Source organism: Novosphingobium barchaimii LL02 (assembly GCF_001046635.1).
In the GTDB taxonomy this organism is placed as follows: domain Bacteria; phylum Pseudomonadota; class Alphaproteobacteria; order Sphingomonadales; family Sphingomonadaceae; genus Novosphingobium; species Novosphingobium barchaimii.
The window spans coordinates 629,596-646,396 of sequence record NZ_KQ130453.1; the positions used below are offsets into that span (position 1 = coordinate 629,596).

Sequence of the window (16,801 nt, forward strand, 5' to 3'; positions counted from 1 at the left end):
AGTTTCGTGTGGTGAGAAATCGGACCCCCCTTGGACGAATGCCGCAAGAGCTACGCCGGTCGTACACTTGGCCCTCAACAACGGGGGTAAACCGAGATGTTCTGTATGCGAGGGACTATGGCCACCCTCAAGGCGCTGCCGGGACTTCTCGCTGCGCTTTGCATGGGAGCCCCGGCGCTGGCGGCCGCCAAGGATGTGGTTCCGGTGGTTCAGGCCAGCGGTGTGGACCCCGAATACCGCGTCAATCCCGGCGACGAACTCGACATCCTTGTCTGGGGTGACGAGCGGTTGCAGCGCTTGGTCAGGGTCCTGCCCGACGGCACCCTGAACTTCCCGCTGGCCGGCCGGGTCAGTGCGGCCAACCGCACCGTGCGCGAGATCGCGCTCCAGATTCGCGACAATCTCGCTCCCAATTACCGGGAAGCGCCGCCAGACGTGACCGTCGCGGTGCGCGAGGCCACGGGCATGCGCTTCTACGTGATGGGCAAGGTTCGGACACCGGGCGGCTTCGCCTCGGGTCGCTCCGTCAACGTACTGCAGGCGTTGAGCATGGCCGGGGGACTTGCGGAATTCGCCGACGTCAAGAACGCGATCATCCTGCGCCAGACAGCGCAGGGGCAGACAGTCGAGCCTGTACGTCTTTCCCGCGTGCTCAAGGGCGCGCGCAAGATGGACACCGGGCGGCTCGACGTGCCCTTGCCCGTACTGGGAGCAGGCGATGTCCTCGTCATTCCCTGAGAATGCAGCCTGTGTGACCGGACGATGCCGGCAACTTCCCGCCGTGGCTTTCGCGCTTGTCCTGCCGGGACTGGCCGCCTCGCCGGCAGAGGCGCGGACCGAGCCGAAGCTGGAGGTGGACACCGCGATCTTCGCGTCGTCCAATCCGCTGCTGCTGTCCACCGGGAAAGCGGGCGCAGTGATGGTAGAGGTGGCGGCATCGCCCAGCGTTACGATCACCACCCAGAACGGTTCGACGTTGCTCATCGCCGGAACATTAAGGCGGCGCGATTACAGCCGGCTCTACGGCCATTTCTTGCTGGGAGATGCACGCGTCGAAGGACGTTATCGTCATAACGAGTACCTGAACATCGGCTTCGCAGCCGGTTTCGAGCGGATGCTGGCGCTGGACCTGCTGACGTCCAGCCCCGACGGAGCAAGCGATCCCGGCGCGATCCGCAACAACTGGTTCTCCGGGGTCGATGCGGCCTGGACCCCGAACGCATACGAACTGATCACGCCGGAAGTGCGCGTCGAGCGGACATATTACACGGGCAGCAATCTGTTGCTCGATGCCAAAGCGCTGTCGATGGGAGTCGGCTATTCTCGGCGGACCGGGCCGCGCACCAGCATTGGCCTGAGGGTCCACAATTCGATCAGTTCGGTGGCCGCGATGGGCAACGTCAACACGGCCGCGCTCTATGCCACTTTCAACCGGAAGCTACCCGACCATGTCAAGGTCCTGGTGGAATTCGGCGCATCGAGAACCGGCGAACAGAAGGAAATAAGCAGCGGCTTCGCGGCGACCCGGCCAGGCCGGACATTGCTTGCCGGGCGATTGGAACTTTGCCGGGAAGACGGGGAGTGGGCTCGCCGCGGGCCGACCGGCTGCTTTTCCACCTCGCTCGACACCGAAGTCAGCGGGCTGGGCGGGCTGCGCCGCAACGCGATCGTATCGCTTTCGGTGATGCAGCCGGTCGGTGCGAAGTTCGTGCTGCGCGGTTCTGGCGAATTCCGGCATTCGACGCTGGTCGGCGGGGCGCCGGCGATCGGGCCGCCCGATACCTTCGGCGACGGCGCCACCGATGCCTTGCGCGCCATGGGCGCGCTGGACTGGAAGCTGCATCCGCAAATCATGCTGACAGGGAACGTCCAGTACGCGCGCCGGCAGGCCGTCACCGGTGATCGGATCGGCGCCGCGTACTTCGGTATTCAGCTCACTTTCAAGCCCAGGACCCGCAGATGAGTGATCACACATGACTGACGAGCAAGCACCGAACCTCAGCGTCATCAGCCCGCTCGAGATATTCGCCATTTTTTTCCGGCGGCGCTGGTGGATCGTCGTGCCTGCAGTGATCGGCACTGTGGCGGCTCTGGCGGCGGCGCTGCTGATGACCCCCGCCTACCGCTCGCAGGCGACCCTGCTGATCGACGCGCCGGAGATACCGACCGGCTTCGCTCCCCCCGTTCAATCGGCTAACTACGCCAATGAAAGCGTGGCCAAGATCCGGGAACAGATCATGAGCCGGTCCAGCCTGACCCGGCTCATCCGCGAGGCCGGTCTGTACAAGCGCGAACAGAACGAGATGTCGTTCGAAGACCTGCTGGGCGTGATGCGCAATTCCATCGCGGTAGACCTCGTCAGCGCCAACGGGCGCCAGCCATCTGGCAACGGCAACGACACCATCGCCTTCGACCTGTCCTTCACCTATTCGGACCCCGTGGCCGCTCACAAGGTGGCGGAGCGACTGGTCGCGATGTTCCTGACCGAGGACAAGCGGCTGCGGACCGAAAAGGCCGTGAGCACCGCTTCGTTCCTGACCCGCCGCGTCGATGACCTGCGTGCGCAGATGGTCGAACTGGAAGGCAAGCGCCGCGAGGTGGAAAGTCGCTATGCCGGTGCATTGCCCGATCAGGTGGCCCTGAGCGCACAATCGGGCTCGTCGCTGCGCGCGGAAGTATCGCGGCTCGATGCGGAAACCCAGGGGTTGATGCAGCAGAATGGTCTTCTTGCGGCGCGCAGCGAGGAGATCGCCTCGGCGCCAAAGCCCGAATTCGAAGCGCTGCGCACTGCCGAGGATCGGCTTGCCCAGCTTTCCGCGACGTATTCCGATACCTACCCCGATGTCGTCGCAGCGCGCGCAGCAGTCTCGCGCCAGCGGCAGGCGGCTTTGTCATCAATGCGCCCATCGCCAGGCAGCGGCGTGGTGGCCTCGGAAATGGCGGCGGCCCGCTCGCGCATATCCTCACTGGCGGCAAGGCGCGGGGAACTGGTGGGCTCGATCTCGCAGATGGACCGCATGACCGCCATGGCGCCCCAGGCGACTTACGAACTCAACAATCTCGAGCGTGACTACGACAACCTCAAGCGTCAGTATCAGGACGTGCGCGACAAGCAGATGGAAGCGCAGGTCACCGCCAATCTCCAGGCGGAGAACAAGGGTGAGCGCTTCTCGGTCGTGAACGCGGCCAGCATACCGGGTGACCCGATCCGCCCCAAGCGCTTGCAGATGGTGGCCGGAGGGCTCTTCGGCGGGCTGGCGCTGGGCTTCGCACTTGTGGTCGTGTGGGAGGTTCTGGCCGGTCCGATCCACGGCGTCGGCGCGGTCACCCGTCTGATGAACGCGCCGCCGCTGGCAGTGGTTCCGGTGCTGGGCTCCGGCTCTACATCGCCGCTATTCGAACGCATCAGCCGGCTTCTGCAAAAGCGGCGAGGGCGCCCCAATTCCCGTCGAGCGGAGGCATGACGATGATTACTGTCGGCAAGGAAGATTTCGCCGGACAAACCAGCCCCTGCACAATCGTCGATCTCGAACGGCGGCGGGTTCGGCTCGACCGCGAGAAACTGCTCGAAAACGGCATTTTCGGGCTGGAACACATGGACCCGCGCGCGCGAACCTTCATCCTGCTGCGATCGCAGATCATGAACGGCTTTTATGCCGAGGGTGGACGCGTCCTGGTGGTCACCTCGACCCAGGCGGGCAATGGCAAGACGTTCGTCACCGCGAACCTGGCCTGCGCGCTCAGCCTGATCCAGCCCACCGTCCTGATCGACCTCGACCTGCGGCGACCGACTATGGCAACGCGCTTCGGCCTTACGGTGAGCGCCGGCGTCGATGACTATTTGCTGGGCGATTGCGAATGGGAAGACGTAGGCCAGAAAGTGGCAGGGCTGGATCTGACGCTTTATCCCGTGCGCGAACCCCGGCAGGATTCGTCGACCCTTCTGTCGCTGGACCGACTGGCGGGCGCAATGACCGCGATCCGCGCCATGCCGTATCAGCCGCTGTGCATCATCGACACGCCGCCTGCGCTGGTGCTGGATGACGTGATGCTGATCGCACGCAAGGGCGACGGGATCGTGATGGTGATCGAGGAAGGCCGCACGACCTCGGGCGAATTGAAGGAGGCCATGCGTCTGCTGGGCGCGCCGCGGATCGTCGGCACGGTGCTCAACAAGTCCATAACCAGCGGCAGCCGCCGGTACGATTATGACTACTACGAACCTGCCTGAAACGCTGGGCGGGTGACGATGGCGGTCTGCGAATTCCCCACGGATTACGCTGCCTGCGCGGGCCGCCATGCGTGGAATATAGTGTTTGAAACTCGCAACTGCCGCTTCGAACGAGGCGGTCTCCCGTTCCTTCCAAAGGTGAAGTTGGACGCATGAAACTCAGCGAACACCCTGTCGCTATGCCCGCACTGGCACGTATCCCGGCCCTCGTGCCGATTGACGTGCCGGCAGAGCCGCCGACCCCGGTCACGCAGCCTTTCATGCCGCCGCTGGAAGAATTCGTTCCGTTTCTGGAAACCATCTGGAGCAACCGCTGGCTGACCAACTCGGGGCCGTTCCACCAGCAACTGGAGCGCGCGCTCGAAGAGTATCTTGGCGTCCCGTATATCTCGCTGACATCGAATGGCACGACTGCCCTGTGGCTGGCCTTGCAGGCGATGAAGGTCGGCGGCGAAGTTATAACGACGCCGTTCACGTTCGTTGCGACCGCCCATGCGCTGCGTCTGGTCGGAGCGACGCCGGTCTTCGTCGACATCGACGAGGAGGACTGCAACTTGGCGCCCGCCGGGATCGAGGCCGCCGTCACCGACCGGACCAGCGCGATCCTGCCGGTCCATTGCTTTGGCCATCCTTGCGATACGGCGGCGATCTCGCGCATCGCCGACGTCTACGAACTTAAGGTGATCTACGACGCGGCCCATGCCTTCGGGGTTCAAACGGGCGGTCAGAGCATTCTGCGGCAGGGCGACCTTTCCGTGCTCAGCTTTCACGCGACCAAGGTGTTCAACACTTTTGAGGGCGGGGCGATCGTTTCGCCGGACCAGCGCACCAAATCGAAGATCGACCGGCTGCGCAATTTCGGCTTCATCGACGATACAGTGATGGCCCGTGCCTCGATTAACGGAAAACTGAACGAATTGCAGTCCGCTTTCGGCCTGCTCCAGCTGCGCTATATCGACGATCTGATTGCCCGGCGCGGCGAAATCAGCGCCCGGTACCACGCAGCTCTGGCGGACATCGACGGCATAGCACCGTTCACCATCGGCGGCGGGGCCACGCTCAACCATTCCTACTTCCCGATCCTGGTATCCGAAGATTATCCGGTAGACGCCGATGCCCTGTGCCGCCGTCTGCAGGCCGCAGGCATCCTGGCGCGGCGCTACTTCCATCCGTTGATCTGTGACATGCCCGGCTACCGCGACCTGCCTTCGGCGCGTCAGCCGCTGCCGGTAGCACGCCGCATCGCCCGGCAGATCCTGTGCCTGCCGATCCATCCCAACCTCAGCGATAGCCTCGTCGATCGAACCATCGACATCCTCAGCCATGGCTGAAGCGCCTTTGCGTTCGGCGATGAAATGGGCGCGTGACCTGCCGGCACGAACCGCGCTGCGCTGCGCCAATTCGGCCATGTTCAATCCCCTGCTGATGCAGAGTCACGAAAACGCGCTGGCGCGACATGGTCCGCTTGCGCCAAGTCTTTCCGGCGCGGACTTTCGGATCGTGGAAGACCTGCGCCGCGACGGCATTCACATCACCAGCCTGGGCTCGCTCGGCCTGCCGGGATCGGACGAGATGATGGCGGCGGCGCGGAGCTTGTCACGCGATTTCGCACCGGAAGCGCGCCGGCTCGCGGCAGAAGGGCAGGAGTTCGTCATCGTCCCGCCGTCCGACATCGCCTCGCGCCCGGAAATCTTCAGATGGGGTCTTAACGAGAGGCTGCTCGACATCGTGGAAAGCTACCTCGGGTTGCCTGCCGCTTATGACGGCTTGCAACTCATCTACACCGTCGCGGATGGCAAGGAAGCAGGCCCGCGCCGCTGGCACCGCGACTGGGAGGACCGGCGCACGATCAAAGTAGCCGTCTATTGCAACGACGTTGCCGCCGGCGGCGGCCCCTTCCAGATGATCCGCCGCCGCGACCCCCGGCAGGGGGGCGTCAACGGCTACCGCTATATGCTGGCGGACGATGCAGCGCTCACCGAAAGGCTGGGAGCAGGGTACGAAACAGACATGGTCAGCTGCGAAGGACCTGCCGGCACCGTCATCTTTTGCGAGACGGCAGAGCATTTCCACCGCGGCCAGCCTGCCCATACGGTGGATCGCACGGCCCTGTTCCACAGCTACTTCGCCCGGCAACCGCGCCATCCGTTCTATTGCGAACGCTCGGGCATCAGCCGTAGACAGATCGCCGACCTTGCCCGGCCGTTGAATGCGCGCCAGCAGGCCTGTGCGCTCTGGCGGCGAGAACTGCCGCTCCCGGTCCGGCTGATCCCCCCTGCCGGGCTTTAGCGCCAACCGCATTGCGCGGCCTGGCGCGGATAGGCACAAGGCCTGGCGTGAACACTATCTTCTTGCCGGCGCAGGCCTGCTGGCGGGTGCGATGAACGCGCTTGTCGGGAGCGGCTCCTTTGTGACCTTGCCGGCCTTGATGGCAACGGGCGTGCCGCCGGTAGTCGCCAATGCCTCGAGCAGCGTCGCCCTCTATCCCGGCGGTGCGGCCAGCGCCTGGGTCTACCGCAAGGACATCGGCCCCGTGGCGGCGTGTCGTTGACGCGGCTTGCCATAATTTCTCTGCTCGGCGGGGCGATCGGCAGTGTGCTCCTGCTGGCGACCCCCTCGACACTGTTCAACCGCGTACTGCCATGGCTGCTGCTCGTCGCCACGCTCGCACCGGCATTCAGCAAGCGCATCGCTGCGCGCCTCCACTGGGAAGGAGGCGGGGAAGGGCCGGGCCGACAGTTATCCAGTTGGGCGAGTTCCTGCTCGGCATCTACGGCGGATATTTCGGCGGCGCCGTCGGCATCATGATGATGGCGATCTGGAGAGTGACTACGCGTACCGGCCTCAATCGTCTTCAGGCGCCGCGCACTTTGCTGGTGACGGCGGCCAACACCGCCGCCATCGGCATTTTTGCCGTGATGAACGCGGTACGCTGGCACGACGTGCTTCTATTGGCGCCCTCTGCAATAGCCAGGGGTTATCTTGGGGCATTGCTGGGAACGCATTTGCCTCGCCGCATGGTGGAGGCTGTCACGGTGATCCTTGCTGGCATCGTGACCGTGGAATTCTTCGCCAAGGCCTATTTCTGAAAACCTCCGGCCGGTTGCAACTTCAGCCCGCACCTTGTTGATTTTTCGGGCATTGCATCACAGCTCCAACGCCTGCATGAAGATGTATCGAGATCGAAGGGGAAGTCGATGCGCGCGATTTGGGCAGGTTGGGCAATTCTGGCGATCCCCGCTTCACTGGCTGCGCAGGAGGTCACGCCGCTACCCGGCGGTGCCAGCGCACAGGGCGATCTATCGGTAACGATCTACAACAACGACCTGGCACTGGTGCAGGATGTGCGCCCGTTGGACCTCGGTAAGGGCCGGGTGCGACAGAGCTTTCCCGATGTCAGCGCCCGGATCAGGCCTGAAACGGTATCGCTCACCGTGGCCGACGCTGCGATCGTGGAACAGAATTTCGACTTTGACCTGCTAAGCCCATCCAGCCTGATGGAAAAAGCCGTGGGCGAGACGATCACGCTGATCCGCACGAATCCGGCAACCGGCGCCGAAACGCGAGAGCGGGCGAAAGTCCTGGCTGTGAACGGCGGTGTGGTCCTGGAAATAAACGGCCACGTCGAAGTCCTGCGCGACGACGGCCTGCCGGTACGTGCCGTGTTCGACCGTGTACCGGAATCGCTGCGTGCCCGCCCGACGCTGTCCGTCACACTGGCGAGCAATCGCGCCGGCAATCGCCCCGCGACGCTCTCCTACCTTTCCAGCGGCCTTGGCTGGAGCGCCGACTACGTCGCACTGTTCGACGACAAGAGCGGCACTGTCGACGTGCAGGGCTGGGTGACGCTGCGCAATACCAGCGGCACAACCTTCAATGCCGCAAAGACACTGCTGGTAGCGGGTGACGTTGGCAGTTCGAACGACTCAAATCAATATGCCCCGTCCTACTCTTCACGCCGGACAACGCGCGTACAGCCCGGCACCGAGAGCGCGAACCGCGAACAACTCGGCGATTTTTATCTATACCCGCTGGCTGAGCGCACGACGATCGCCGACAAGCAGACCAAGCAGGTCAGCTTCCTTGATGCCAAGGGCGTGTCGGCCAGTTCGGCCTATCGTTTCGAGAACCCTTGGCTGGGCACCTCGAATGAGCCGCGCAGCGCTGCAAGCGTACTGCGTTTCGCCAATTCGGGCGCGGGTGGTCTCGGGGACGCTTTGCCTGCCGGTACAGTGCGTGTCTATGTCCGCGACGCGCGCGGGCAACCGCAGTTCACCGGCGAAAACCAGATCGACCACACTCCGCAAGGTTCCACCATCGGTTTGCCGACCGGCGACGCTTTCGACGTGAAGGTCCAGCCGACGACCGTTTCGCGCACGCGCCTTGGCGATAGCCGCTGGCGCACGCAGATGCGCTACCGCCTGACCAACGCTCGTTCGCGCACGGCGACGGTGGAACTGGTGCAGGGTGGGCTAGACTGGGGCGATACCCGTATCATCGAGGAGAACCGCAAGAGCGAACGGCGCGACGCGGGTTCGGCGGCATGGCAGGTCCCGGTGCCGGCCAACGGGGAGGCGGTGGTCACCGCGACGTTCGACACGCGCTACTGATGACTGCATGGCCATCCTTTTCGGTGTCGGCTACGGCCGCGCTGCTGGCCGTAGCCGCTGGCTGGCCGGCGGATGCCAGGGAAGGGACGCGCGGCGAGGGGGCCGAAAAGGCCGTAACTTCGTCTGGACCCGGTAGTGTGGAGCTGACGGTCTACCGCGCTCCCTATAGCAACGGCGCGCTGGACTTGCGCAGTCTAGGCGGCTTCGCGATGGTGACGGAGACGCGTAAGGTACGCCTGCCGCGCGGCCGCGCCGTGCTGCGTTTCGAAGGCGTGGCCGAAGGGATCATCCCGGTAAGCGCCGTGATCGAGGGGCTGCCCGGCGGCACGGTCGAGAAGAACCGCGATGCGCGCCTGCTGTCGCCCGCTTCGCTCGTCGATGGCACGCTGGGGCGGCAAGTCACTGTGACCCGCACCAACAAGGCAACCGGGCGCATGGTCAGCGAAGAAGCCACGATCGTCGCAGGTCCGCAACCAGGCGTAGTTTTGCGAACCGCGAACGGTGTGGAGACTCTGCGCTGCTCGGGCCTGCCGGAGCGTTTGGAATTTGCCGGGGTGCCTGCCGGGCTGTCCAGCAAGCCGGTACTCAGCGTGGTTACCGACAGCCCTTCGGCCCGCACCGTTTCCGTCCGGTTGAGCTACATTGCATCCGGTTTCGACTGGCGTGCAAGCTATGTCGCCACGCAGGCAAGCGATGGCCGCTCCCTCGACCTGTTCGCGTGGTTGAGCCTTGGCAACGGTAATCCTCAGGTCTTCGCCGATGCTCAAGTCAACGCGGTGGCAGGCAAGGTGAACCGGGTGGGCACGCCTATGTTGCGCGCGGCGGTTGGCGCATTGAGACTGCAATGCTACCCGCTGGGCACCACTACTTCCGACCTACGAGAGCAGGCACGGCGCGACGATATTATTGTGACAGCCTCACGCAGCTTCGCCGGCGTACCACCACCCATACCGATGGCCGTAATGTCGGCCCCTCCGCCGCCACCTCCGCCTCCTCCACCTCCGCCGGAAGACCTTGGCGATCTCAAACTCTACCGGGTGCCTGAGCGAGTGACGGTAAGTGCGCGCAGTCAGAAGCAGGTGGCGTTGCTGGCGCGCGAGCAAGTGCCGTTTGAGCGCCGCTATCGCCGTTCTGTTTCTCCGGGGGAGCGGATCGAGGCTGCTACCACGGCGGTCGTGCTGGTCCTGCAAAACAAGAGCGAGGCTGGACTTGGCCTTGCGCTGCCTTCAGGAAGCACCGCGCTATACGCCGATGACCAAGGCGGTGAGCGACTGCTGCTGGGCCTAGGCTCGCTCACAGATCGCGCCGAAGGAGAAACGTTCCGGCTCGTAGCGGGAAACAGTACGCGGGTCACCGTCACGCAGAAAAAGGGCGCGGCCCGGGAATCGGTGATCACCGCCAGCAATACCAGCCCATTTTCTATCGTGCTGGAGGTGCCGATCGGCAGTGCCGGTCAAAAGATCGAGGTTGATGGCGCCGCGCTTACAACGATCGACGGCATCGCGACTTGGTCTTTAACCCTGCCGCCGAAAAACACCGCGCAATTGCGCTACCGGTTCTAAGCACCGGCAGGGAAACGGTAAATTTCGACCCGTTCACCCGCAAGCGGCCGGTTTACCGGTGTCGGTTCCAGAATGAACGGCGCCTTGTTGTAATGCAGCTTCGCGTCGAATTTCGCCGCTCTACGTGCATCATGGCTCATCACCAGCACCGTCATAAGCGCACCTCCCGACTGGCGGGAGATCATACCACCAGGATCGCGGGCAGTGACATCTCTAAGTTACGCCTACATCAACTTAAACCGATAATATAGATTATGTTAAATATTTGAATACTCTATGATTAGGCACTAACTGGCCGCGCGCGCAGGAACTTGAGGACGAAGATATCGTCGTCATCGTCAGCCGGCGATCTCGATGGTCCTGCCCTTGCCCGGCAGTCGCCCGGGCCGACATCATGCTTAATTCGAGCATGATGGAGACATCCTGCTATGCCGCTGCCGTGACCTGGCCGATTGTACGGAAAGGATGATGCCGCTGGTAAGCTCCTTAGCGATGCGACGGGAGATCGGCGGCGGCGCCGCCCGCCTCGCCAGCTAGACTTACATCTGGGAAGCGGCTTCAGGCTGCGCGGTCCACGGGACGATCGGCGCCTGGCGAGTGGCAGTTCGCATCATTGTATGGCAAGCACTCGCTCAGCGTTCAAAAGCTCTCTGTCGATGACAGTTTTCCCTGCTGCATCCTGTATTCCACCAGCGCCGCTTGCTTGATCGGGACAGTCCAGTCGGCACCGGAGTAAAGTCTCATGGCGGGTAGAGGCAGGCAATTCTTGCGGCCTTCATCGCATTGGTGCCCATCCGACATTTCCACGCTGGCATTCGAGCGGTTGTGGAAGGTAATCGCATTTGAGCTGCGGGCGGCCACGACTTTCCCGGCAACGGACGTTGCCCGCGCGATGACCAGAACGTCATAACCGACAAAGACTTTTAGAGAGGTCTGTTCAGCCTCGACGGTGCCAGCCACCGGCTTGATCGCAACGCGGAAAACGCGTTCGTTGGCGCCCCGTGGCGCGATCAGGGCCACGCGTATCAGCTTTCGCTCTCCCGCTTCCAGCACCAGTTTTTGCGGTGTGACCAAAAGGCCGGTTACCATAGGATCGGACGAATCGATGCGCTTTTCCTGTGCAGTTCCGGCTGCCTGGATAAGCGCAGGTTCCGCTACCACATATTGACGCTCGTTACCGTCGTTGATGACCTCGATATCATCGCGCGGAGGCGCATCGGGGGCGAGGTCTACGATGACCTTACTGAGCGCGATGCCCGCCCGTGCCGGCACTGCGGCAAGAGGGCCAAGCATAACGGCAAGAGCGATGGGGATCGCCGCCGCGCGGACCAGAAACGAGGTGATCGCGATAAGCGCAGGCATGTTCATTGATTAACCTTCTGCTGCGGGGATGGAGAAGCAAAAGCAGGGTTGGGAAGCGCCGACGCTGCCGGGCGGCAAAGTTGATCGCCGATCGAAGCATATCCACTGGCCGGCTTGACAGTATCCAGGGTGACCTTGCAGACAAGACCGCCACGGGTGCGCACCGTCAGCGTGGCATTCTGACCGGTCTGGATGAGGAAATGTCCCTGTTCGTCGCTTTCGGCCAAGTCGCCGCCTGCGGTGATCTCGGCATGGACGAGAGCGCCGCCATCGGGTCCCACCAGCCGGCCGAAGACGGCTATTACGGGCCGGGAGCGCCAGTCGAGCCAGACGACGTTGCCGGGATAAAGGCTAACCTGGCGGGCTTTTGCGTCGTAGTCAGTTAGGATCTGGCCGTTACCGCGAATGCGGATGGCGTAGGCGCGGTAGGATGGCAGGGTAAGCGTCAGATCCTTGCCGTCCCTGGAGGTGCCCATTGGCCGGTTGTCCACCAGTACTTCGAAGGCAGCATCAGGTTCGTCGCTATCGACATGGATCACAACCATCGCATCGCCGTTGCCGCCGCTGTTGAGGCGCACGCCCCCTTGCCCCATCACCACCGCCGTGTTCAGCGAGGCGCTGAATTGGGTGGCTCCTTCGCCGAAGGGCTGCACGAAGTTCAGGCTGCCGTCGCCAATAACACTGCGCGCCTGAACCTGCCCTTGCGCATAAGTGGTCCCTTTCGACCGTTCCACGCCGCCATCGGCCTGAACCTGGGCGCCCAGCACATCGTCGAGCCGGCGCGAGGCATTGAAACTGGCTTGAGCGCCGCCGCCGAACCCCTTGTCCCCCGATCCGAACTGGTTGCCGCCGGTTGCGGTGTAGGTGGTGTGCGGGCGGGTGATCCTCAGGTTCAGTCCGGCGTAGCCTCGCCGCCCGGTCCGCGTGGCGGTGTAGGTCCCGTTGAAATCGAGGGCCACGTCGCGCCAGCGCAGCAGCGGCATGTAAAGCGCCGGCCCCAAGGAATAGTCGCGACTGTCCACTTGCCGCCGATAGGTCCCCACCAGTGCCAGCCTCCCTTGTCCGAGGCGATAGCCAACTGCACCGTTGAACTGGGTGTAAGCGCCGGAATAGAGGCTGTATTCCACGCTTCCGGCAGTCGGGAGAACGACCGTCGTATTAGCCAGCAGAGGGCCGCCGCCGGGGTTCGAAATGCTGCGCGCATCCAGATCGATGGAAAGCGGCGAAGTGCCGTTGCGCGCAAGGTGTCCGAAAAAGCCGAGACCTCCCCGGTTCGAAACATTTACCGAAGTGTCCAACTGCCAGTCGCCGTGCAACATTGTTGCACCTGCAGACACCCATTGCCGGCGGTCCGTGCCCATCGCGCCCAGGTTGACGCTAAGTCCGGCATTCATACGCCGCGCCCAACCCGCCTGGAACAGCGGCGTACGGCTGATGTCGCCGATCAATCCTTCGCTGCTGCGCACCAGTGCCCCAGCATAGAACAGGAATGCATCGTGCCCCATCATGGGCAACGTGCTGCTGCGAGAAAAGAAACGCTGTTCCTTGCGCATTCCGCCCGATGCAGATGTGATCCGCAAGGTCACCGTATAGGAGCCCTCGGGCAAGGCCGAGGTATCCAGCGCCTGGTTCCCCGCGTCGTAGACGAGCGACGACATGATATTACCGTTCACCATGATATCAACCCGCGCGCGTTGTTCGAGAAACAGGATCAGTGGACTGCCCATCAACTGGTCGCGGTCTAGCCTGGTGCTGAACTGGCTGGATAGGCCCAAGCCCACCACCTTGAGGCGATCGAGCAAGGTATTACCCGGTATCCAGAAAGCCCCGGCGGTATAGCGCAGTCCGGGCCGGTCGAGTTCGCCAGCAAATGTGTCGGTCTGGAAACCGGATGAACTCGCTTGCTGGAAGTTTGCGCGAATGCGGCCCGTGCCGATGCCGAAAACAGCGTTGTCCTGAAGGTAGTACTGGGCGGCCTGGCCCTGCCCTCCCGTAACCGTGCCCGACAGGAAGTTGACCAGTGCGGGAGCATCGGACGGAGGCGGCAGGTTTTGCAGCCGCACTGCGGCCTTCACCGTCAGAAAACGTGGATCGACGAGGATATCCACGCGGTAGTGCGCTGCGTCATATATGATGGCTACAACATCGAACGACGGCTTCGGGCAGGAGGCCCCGCTCTCAACCGGGCAGATCGCCTCGGGGTGCGGGTCCAAGTTGGGCGCGCCAAGCGCCGCCGTTAGCCGTGGACGGTTGCTAATGTCGGGCAGGCTGTCCACCAGACTGCGGGCATCCACGAAACGGAAACGGCCTGGCTCAACGATGGCGATCGCCTCGCCCATTCGGACGCCGCCCATGTAGACGTCGAGAACCAATTGCTGCGGTCCGGTCAAGTCCTCGAAGCCGGCTGGCGGCTTCACGGTCATGGCGACCTTCCGACGGATTATGGGCGCGTCGCCTGCATTTGCGGCGCCTGCCATCGTCGCCGCCATTACGATGGCCCCGGAAATGGCGAAGAAGTGTGCCCGCGCCATGCCGCCTGTCAGTTCGGCGACACCATAAGCGACAGGGTTCCGGTGTAAGTGCCTGCCAGAGCAGCGCTCAGGTTGGAGGCTGGCAGGGTTACGATGAGGCTGGCGCTACTGGCGAAGAGGCTGCCCAAAGAACAAAGCAGGTTAAGCGGGTTAGGCGTGAACCTCAAACCCTGGCCGGCGATCAACTGCGTGCCCGTGGTCTGCGATCCCGTCGAAGCCCATTGGACGGTATAGGGCAACTGCGCGGCGCTGTTACCGACGATGCCGATGGTGAACGCGCCGCCAGTCCCCGATCCGGTGGCCCTTATCGTGTAGTTCGTCACGCCGCTGTAGACGCACAGCGTCTGCGAAGCCGTCTGGTTGGTGGCGACCGAGGCGATGGTGCCGAAAGAGGCATCGGTGAGCGAAGCGATCTGCACATTCTGCGCCCATGCCTCGCTGGCCGGCGTGACCAGACCGGATAGTGCAAGAGTGCAGCCTGCCGTAAAGCGGATCCACCATGCCATTTTCAATGGTCCTTTCGCTGGATCGGACCCGCCATCCGTTTTTCGTCCCTCGCATCAAGCCGCACTGGGCGCAGTTCGTGAGCTTGAGGGTATTAGCGCGATTACTGCGGCGTTACGAGCAGGGTCAGGATTCCAGTATACGCGGCGTTGGCCACCATCGTGTTCTGATTGGCGGCACTAATGCCCACAAAAAGCCTGGCGGTAGGGCTCGCGCCCGCCCCGCACGTCGGCGTGATAGCGGTGCTGGTAAACGCAGCAGAAGCAGTGGCTGGTGCGAGCGTCGTACCGGTTGTGGCCGTCGATGAATTGGCCCAGGCTACCGAATAGGGAACGGGCGCATGGCCTGTGCTGGCAAGCGTAAACGCACTGGAAGCACCATCCCCGGCAGCCCTGATCGTATAGCTTCTGCTGGAGGTATTGCTCCAAACACAGACGGGTTCGTACAGCTGGGCGTCGTTTACACTATCCAAGGTAGTGAATGTAATATCACTCAGGCCGGATATCAGGACAAGGGCATTGATGGTTGCATTAATAGTGATGTTGCCACTGGATGTTGGCCCGATAATCCCCTGAGTAGCTGCATGAGCAGATACGACAGGAAAAACAGAGCTAACCACGGCAATGCCCATGACTGAGGAAAGCACGCAATTTTTCGCGATCGAAAGCATAACTGTCAACCTTTGCAAGGTCGTCATACCGGGCCAACACTCTCTCGGGAATTTGGCCAGCGACAAATGACAATTACGACATTCCCCCTAACGAGTCATTACAACTTCATGAGAGGTGCTGTATATTGGATGTCAAAGCGGATGTATTTTACAACCAATACAGTTCTATCATCGAATCGCGAGTGGCTGGCGAAACCGACTTACACATTGATTGAGCATGGAAGCCCTTATCTCGCTCCGATTACGCCGTCGCGGGCATCATTCTCGTCGCCACCGGTTCCTGCCTGCGGGGCCCATTCAGACGCCGCGTTGTGTTCAGGCGTCGCAACCCCATCGCCTTCGCTGGTCCCGGCAGTGGGAATGGCCCGCCCATAAACCGGGACCACGTCAGGCGTCATGCGCCCGTGAAGCGCATCGATCTCGGCCTTACGCTGCTTCAGATAAAGCTGACGGTAGGTGGCGTAAGGGTTGTCCTCCTCACGAATACGGCTGACCTCGCTATCGAAGGCGGCTCGCTCGCCCAGTTGGCTGAGGATGGTTGCCGGGATCACCACGGCAGGCTTGGTGAAAGGCTTGCCCACGACTGCTGGCACCAACAACTTGTCGACGGAATCTCCGATAACATCGCGCAGCGTTGTCGGGCCGATAATCGGCAGGTACATGTAGGGCCCCGGCCTCACACCATAGTACCCCATCACGTTGGCGAGGCCATTGGGGCGATACGGCAGGTTGAACGGTTTGCGCTTTGCCATGTCGACAAGACCGGCCGCGCCGATCGTCGTGTTGATCGCGAACCGCCCCGCCGTCTCAAACGCCTTGCCCGGCTTGAACTCCAAAAGATAGGCGGCAAAGACCACCGGTTCGTTCAGGTTCGAGAAGAAGTTGCGCAGGCCCTGCCTGACCGGGCCAGGAAGTCCTTTGTTGTAAGCCTGCGCCACCGGTTTCAACACCGCATTGTCGACCGCCTGCACGGTCCTGAACGACTTCACATTGATCCGTTCGAGCGGATCGCCCGGCGGCGGCGGCTGGCGGCGCATGACGATAATGTCGTCACCCTGCGCCACATCAGTGTCATCGCCTTGAGTTACACTTGGTGGCAGTGGCGACGGGAGCGCTGGCGCAGTCACCGGCATTTCGGGTGAAGCGTTCGGTGCCGCCTGCTCGGCGATCACGGGATCGGTGGTGACGAGAGGCTCCGCAACCGGGGCGGCAGAACTCATCATCAATACGGCAGCGGTGGCCGTCAGGCTCATTCGATCGTCCTTGCGCAGCGGCCGCACGGACACGCCAAATCGGTTGTACAGCACCATTAGCGCAGCGATCTTTGCCGC

Annotated in this window: 16 protein-coding genes; 10 read left to right on the forward strand and 6 right to left on the reverse strand. The window is 62.8% G+C overall.

Annotation, left to right across the window (positions count from 1 at the left end):
• Window positions 1-117 precede the first annotated feature (117 nt).
• From V474_RS09450 to V474_RS09490, 10 genes are all read left to right on the forward strand, one after another.
• Window positions 118-738: a polysaccharide biosynthesis/export family protein gene (locus tag V474_RS09450; protein ID WP_236711045.1), complete on the forward strand. Its 621-nt coding sequence runs from the start codon at window positions 118-120 to the stop codon at window positions 736-738.
• On the forward strand, window positions 719-1,963 hold the full coding sequence (locus V474_RS09455; RefSeq protein WP_148649342.1) for a hypothetical protein: 1,245 nt from the start codon (window positions 719-721) through the stop codon (window positions 1,961-1,963). The genes V474_RS09450 and V474_RS09455 overlap by 20 nt, the downstream gene beginning before the upstream one ends.
• A gap of 10 nt (window positions 1,964-1,973) precedes the next feature.
• Window positions 1,974-3,464: a GumC family protein gene (locus V474_RS09460; protein ID WP_059151251.1), complete on the forward strand. Its 1,491-nt coding sequence runs from the start codon at window positions 1,974-1,976 to the stop codon at window positions 3,462-3,464.
• Complete coding sequence (locus tag V474_RS09465; protein ID WP_148649343.1) at window positions 3,461-4,231, forward strand: CpsD/CapB family tyrosine-protein kinase; 771 nt, start codon at window positions 3,461-3,463, stop codon at window positions 4,229-4,231. The genes V474_RS09460 and V474_RS09465 overlap by 4 nt, the downstream gene beginning before the upstream one ends.
• 152 nt (window positions 4,232-4,383) lie before the next feature.
• On the forward strand, window positions 4,384-5,562 hold the full coding sequence (locus V474_RS09470) for a DegT/DnrJ/EryC1/StrS family aminotransferase (protein ID WP_330219636.1): 1,179 nt from the start codon (window positions 4,384-4,386) through the stop codon (window positions 5,560-5,562).
• Window positions 5,555-6,520 (forward strand): phytanoyl-CoA dioxygenase family protein, encoded by a 966-nt coding sequence (locus V474_RS09475; protein WP_059151253.1) that lies wholly within the window; start codon window positions 5,555-5,557, stop codon window positions 6,518-6,520. Before V474_RS09470 ends, V474_RS09475 begins: the two co-directional genes overlap by 8 nt.
• 91 nt (window positions 6,521-6,611) lie before the next feature.
• A complete protein-coding gene (locus tag V474_RS26550) occupies window positions 6,612-6,782 on the forward strand; it encodes a hypothetical protein (protein ID WP_236711057.1) in 171 nt (56 codons plus the stop codon).
• A 196-nt stretch (window positions 6,783-6,978) separates the two neighbouring features.
• A complete protein-coding gene (locus tag V474_RS26555) occupies window positions 6,979-7,320 on the forward strand; it encodes a sulfite exporter TauE/SafE family protein (protein WP_236711060.1) in 342 nt (113 codons plus the stop codon).
• A gap of 108 nt (window positions 7,321-7,428) precedes the next feature.
• Complete coding sequence (locus tag V474_RS09485; RefSeq protein WP_059151254.1) at window positions 7,429-8,841, forward strand: DUF4139 domain-containing protein; 1,413 nt, start codon at window positions 7,429-7,431, stop codon at window positions 8,839-8,841.
• Entirely contained in the window at window positions 8,841-10,403 is a 1,563-nt protein-coding gene (locus tag V474_RS09490) for a DUF4139 domain-containing protein (protein ID WP_059151255.1), read from the forward strand. The genes V474_RS09485 and V474_RS09490 overlap by 1 nt, the downstream gene beginning before the upstream one ends.
• Here the strand turns inward: V474_RS09490 and V474_RS26175 are convergent.
• The 6 genes from V474_RS26175 to V474_RS09510 all read right to left on the reverse strand — a co-directional run bounded on the left by V474_RS26175 (window position 10,400) and on the right by V474_RS09510 (window position 16,780).
• Entirely contained in the window at window positions 10,400-10,558 is a 159-nt protein-coding gene (locus V474_RS26175; protein WP_169795047.1) for a hypothetical protein, read from the reverse strand. The two genes, V474_RS09490 and V474_RS26175, sit on opposite strands and share 4 nt — an antisense overlap.
• Window positions 10,559-11,042: 484 nt before the next feature.
• Window positions 11,043-11,696: a fimbrial biogenesis chaperone gene (locus V474_RS09495; RefSeq protein ID WP_236711062.1), complete on the reverse strand. Its 654-nt coding sequence runs from the start codon at window positions 11,694-11,696 to the stop codon at window positions 11,043-11,045.
• Window positions 11,697-11,767: 71 nt separating this feature from the next.
• Window positions 11,768-14,296 (reverse strand): TcfC E-set like domain-containing protein, encoded by a 2,529-nt coding sequence (locus V474_RS09500; protein WP_059151257.1) that lies wholly within the window; start codon window positions 14,294-14,296, stop codon window positions 11,768-11,770.
• An 8-nt stretch (window positions 14,297-14,304) separates the two neighbouring features.
• Complete coding sequence (locus V474_RS09505; RefSeq protein ID WP_059151258.1) at window positions 14,305-14,802, reverse strand: hypothetical protein; 498 nt, start codon at window positions 14,800-14,802, stop codon at window positions 14,305-14,307.
• A gap of 101 nt (window positions 14,803-14,903) precedes the next feature.
• Window positions 14,904-15,431, reverse strand: coding sequence for a hypothetical protein (locus V474_RS25555; protein ID WP_148649346.1), 528 nt, complete (start codon window positions 15,429-15,431; stop codon window positions 14,904-14,906).
• Window positions 15,432-15,697: 266 nt separating this feature from the next.
• Window positions 15,698-16,780, reverse strand: coding sequence for an MlaA family lipoprotein (locus V474_RS09510; protein WP_407938322.1), 1,083 nt, complete (start codon window positions 16,778-16,780; stop codon window positions 15,698-15,700).
• Window positions 16,781-16,801: the final 21 nt, after the last annotated feature.

Excerpts from the sequence above, each read along its gene's own strand:
- V474_RS09450 (WP_236711045.1), top strand. The coding sequence starts at position 118 with ATGGCCACCCTCAAGGCGCTGCCGGGACTTCTCGCTGCGCTTTGCATG.
- V474_RS09455 (WP_148649342.1), top strand. The coding sequence starts at position 719 with ATGTCCTCGTCATTCCCTGAGAATGCAGCCTGTGTGACCGGACGATGC.
- V474_RS09460 (WP_059151251.1), top strand. The coding sequence starts at position 1,974 with ATGACTGACGAGCAAGCACCGAACCTCAGCGTCATCAGCCCGCTCGAG.
- V474_RS09465 (WP_148649343.1), top strand. The coding sequence starts at position 3,461 with ATGACGATGATTACTGTCGGCAAGGAAGATTTCGCCGGACAAACCAGC.
- V474_RS09470 (WP_330219636.1), top strand. The coding sequence starts at position 4,384 with ATGAAACTCAGCGAACACCCTGTCGCTATGCCCGCACTGGCACGTATC.
- V474_RS09475 (WP_059151253.1), top strand. The coding sequence starts at position 5,555 with ATGGCTGAAGCGCCTTTGCGTTCGGCGATGAAATGGGCGCGTGACCTG.
- V474_RS26550 (WP_236711057.1), top strand. The coding sequence starts at position 6,612 with ATGAACGCGCTTGTCGGGAGCGGCTCCTTTGTGACCTTGCCGGCCTTG.
- V474_RS09485 (WP_059151254.1), top strand. The coding sequence starts at position 7,429 with ATGCGCGCGATTTGGGCAGGTTGGGCAATTCTGGCGATCCCCGCTTCA.
- V474_RS09490 (WP_059151255.1), top strand. The coding sequence starts at position 8,841 with ATGACTGCATGGCCATCCTTTTCGGTGTCGGCTACGGCCGCGCTGCTG.
- V474_RS26175 (WP_169795047.1), bottom strand. The coding sequence starts at position 10,558 with ATGACGGTGCTGGTGATGAGCCATGATGCACGTAGAGCGGCGAAATTC.
- V474_RS09495 (WP_236711062.1), bottom strand. The coding sequence starts at position 11,696 with ATGCTTGGCCCTCTTGCCGCAGTGCCGGCACGGGCGGGCATCGCGCTC.
- V474_RS09500 (WP_059151257.1), bottom strand. The coding sequence starts at position 14,296 with ATGGCGCGGGCACACTTCTTCGCCATTTCCGGGGCCATCGTAATGGCG.
- V474_RS09505 (WP_059151258.1), bottom strand. The coding sequence starts at position 14,802 with ATGGCATGGTGGATCCGCTTTACGGCAGGCTGCACTCTTGCACTATCC.
- V474_RS25555 (WP_148649346.1), bottom strand. The coding sequence starts at position 15,431 with ATGGGCATTGCCGTGGTTAGCTCTGTTTTTCCTGTCGTATCTGCTCAT.
- V474_RS09510 (WP_407938322.1), bottom strand. The coding sequence starts at position 16,780 with ATGGTGCTGTACAACCGATTTGGCGTGTCCGTGCGGCCGCTGCGCAAG.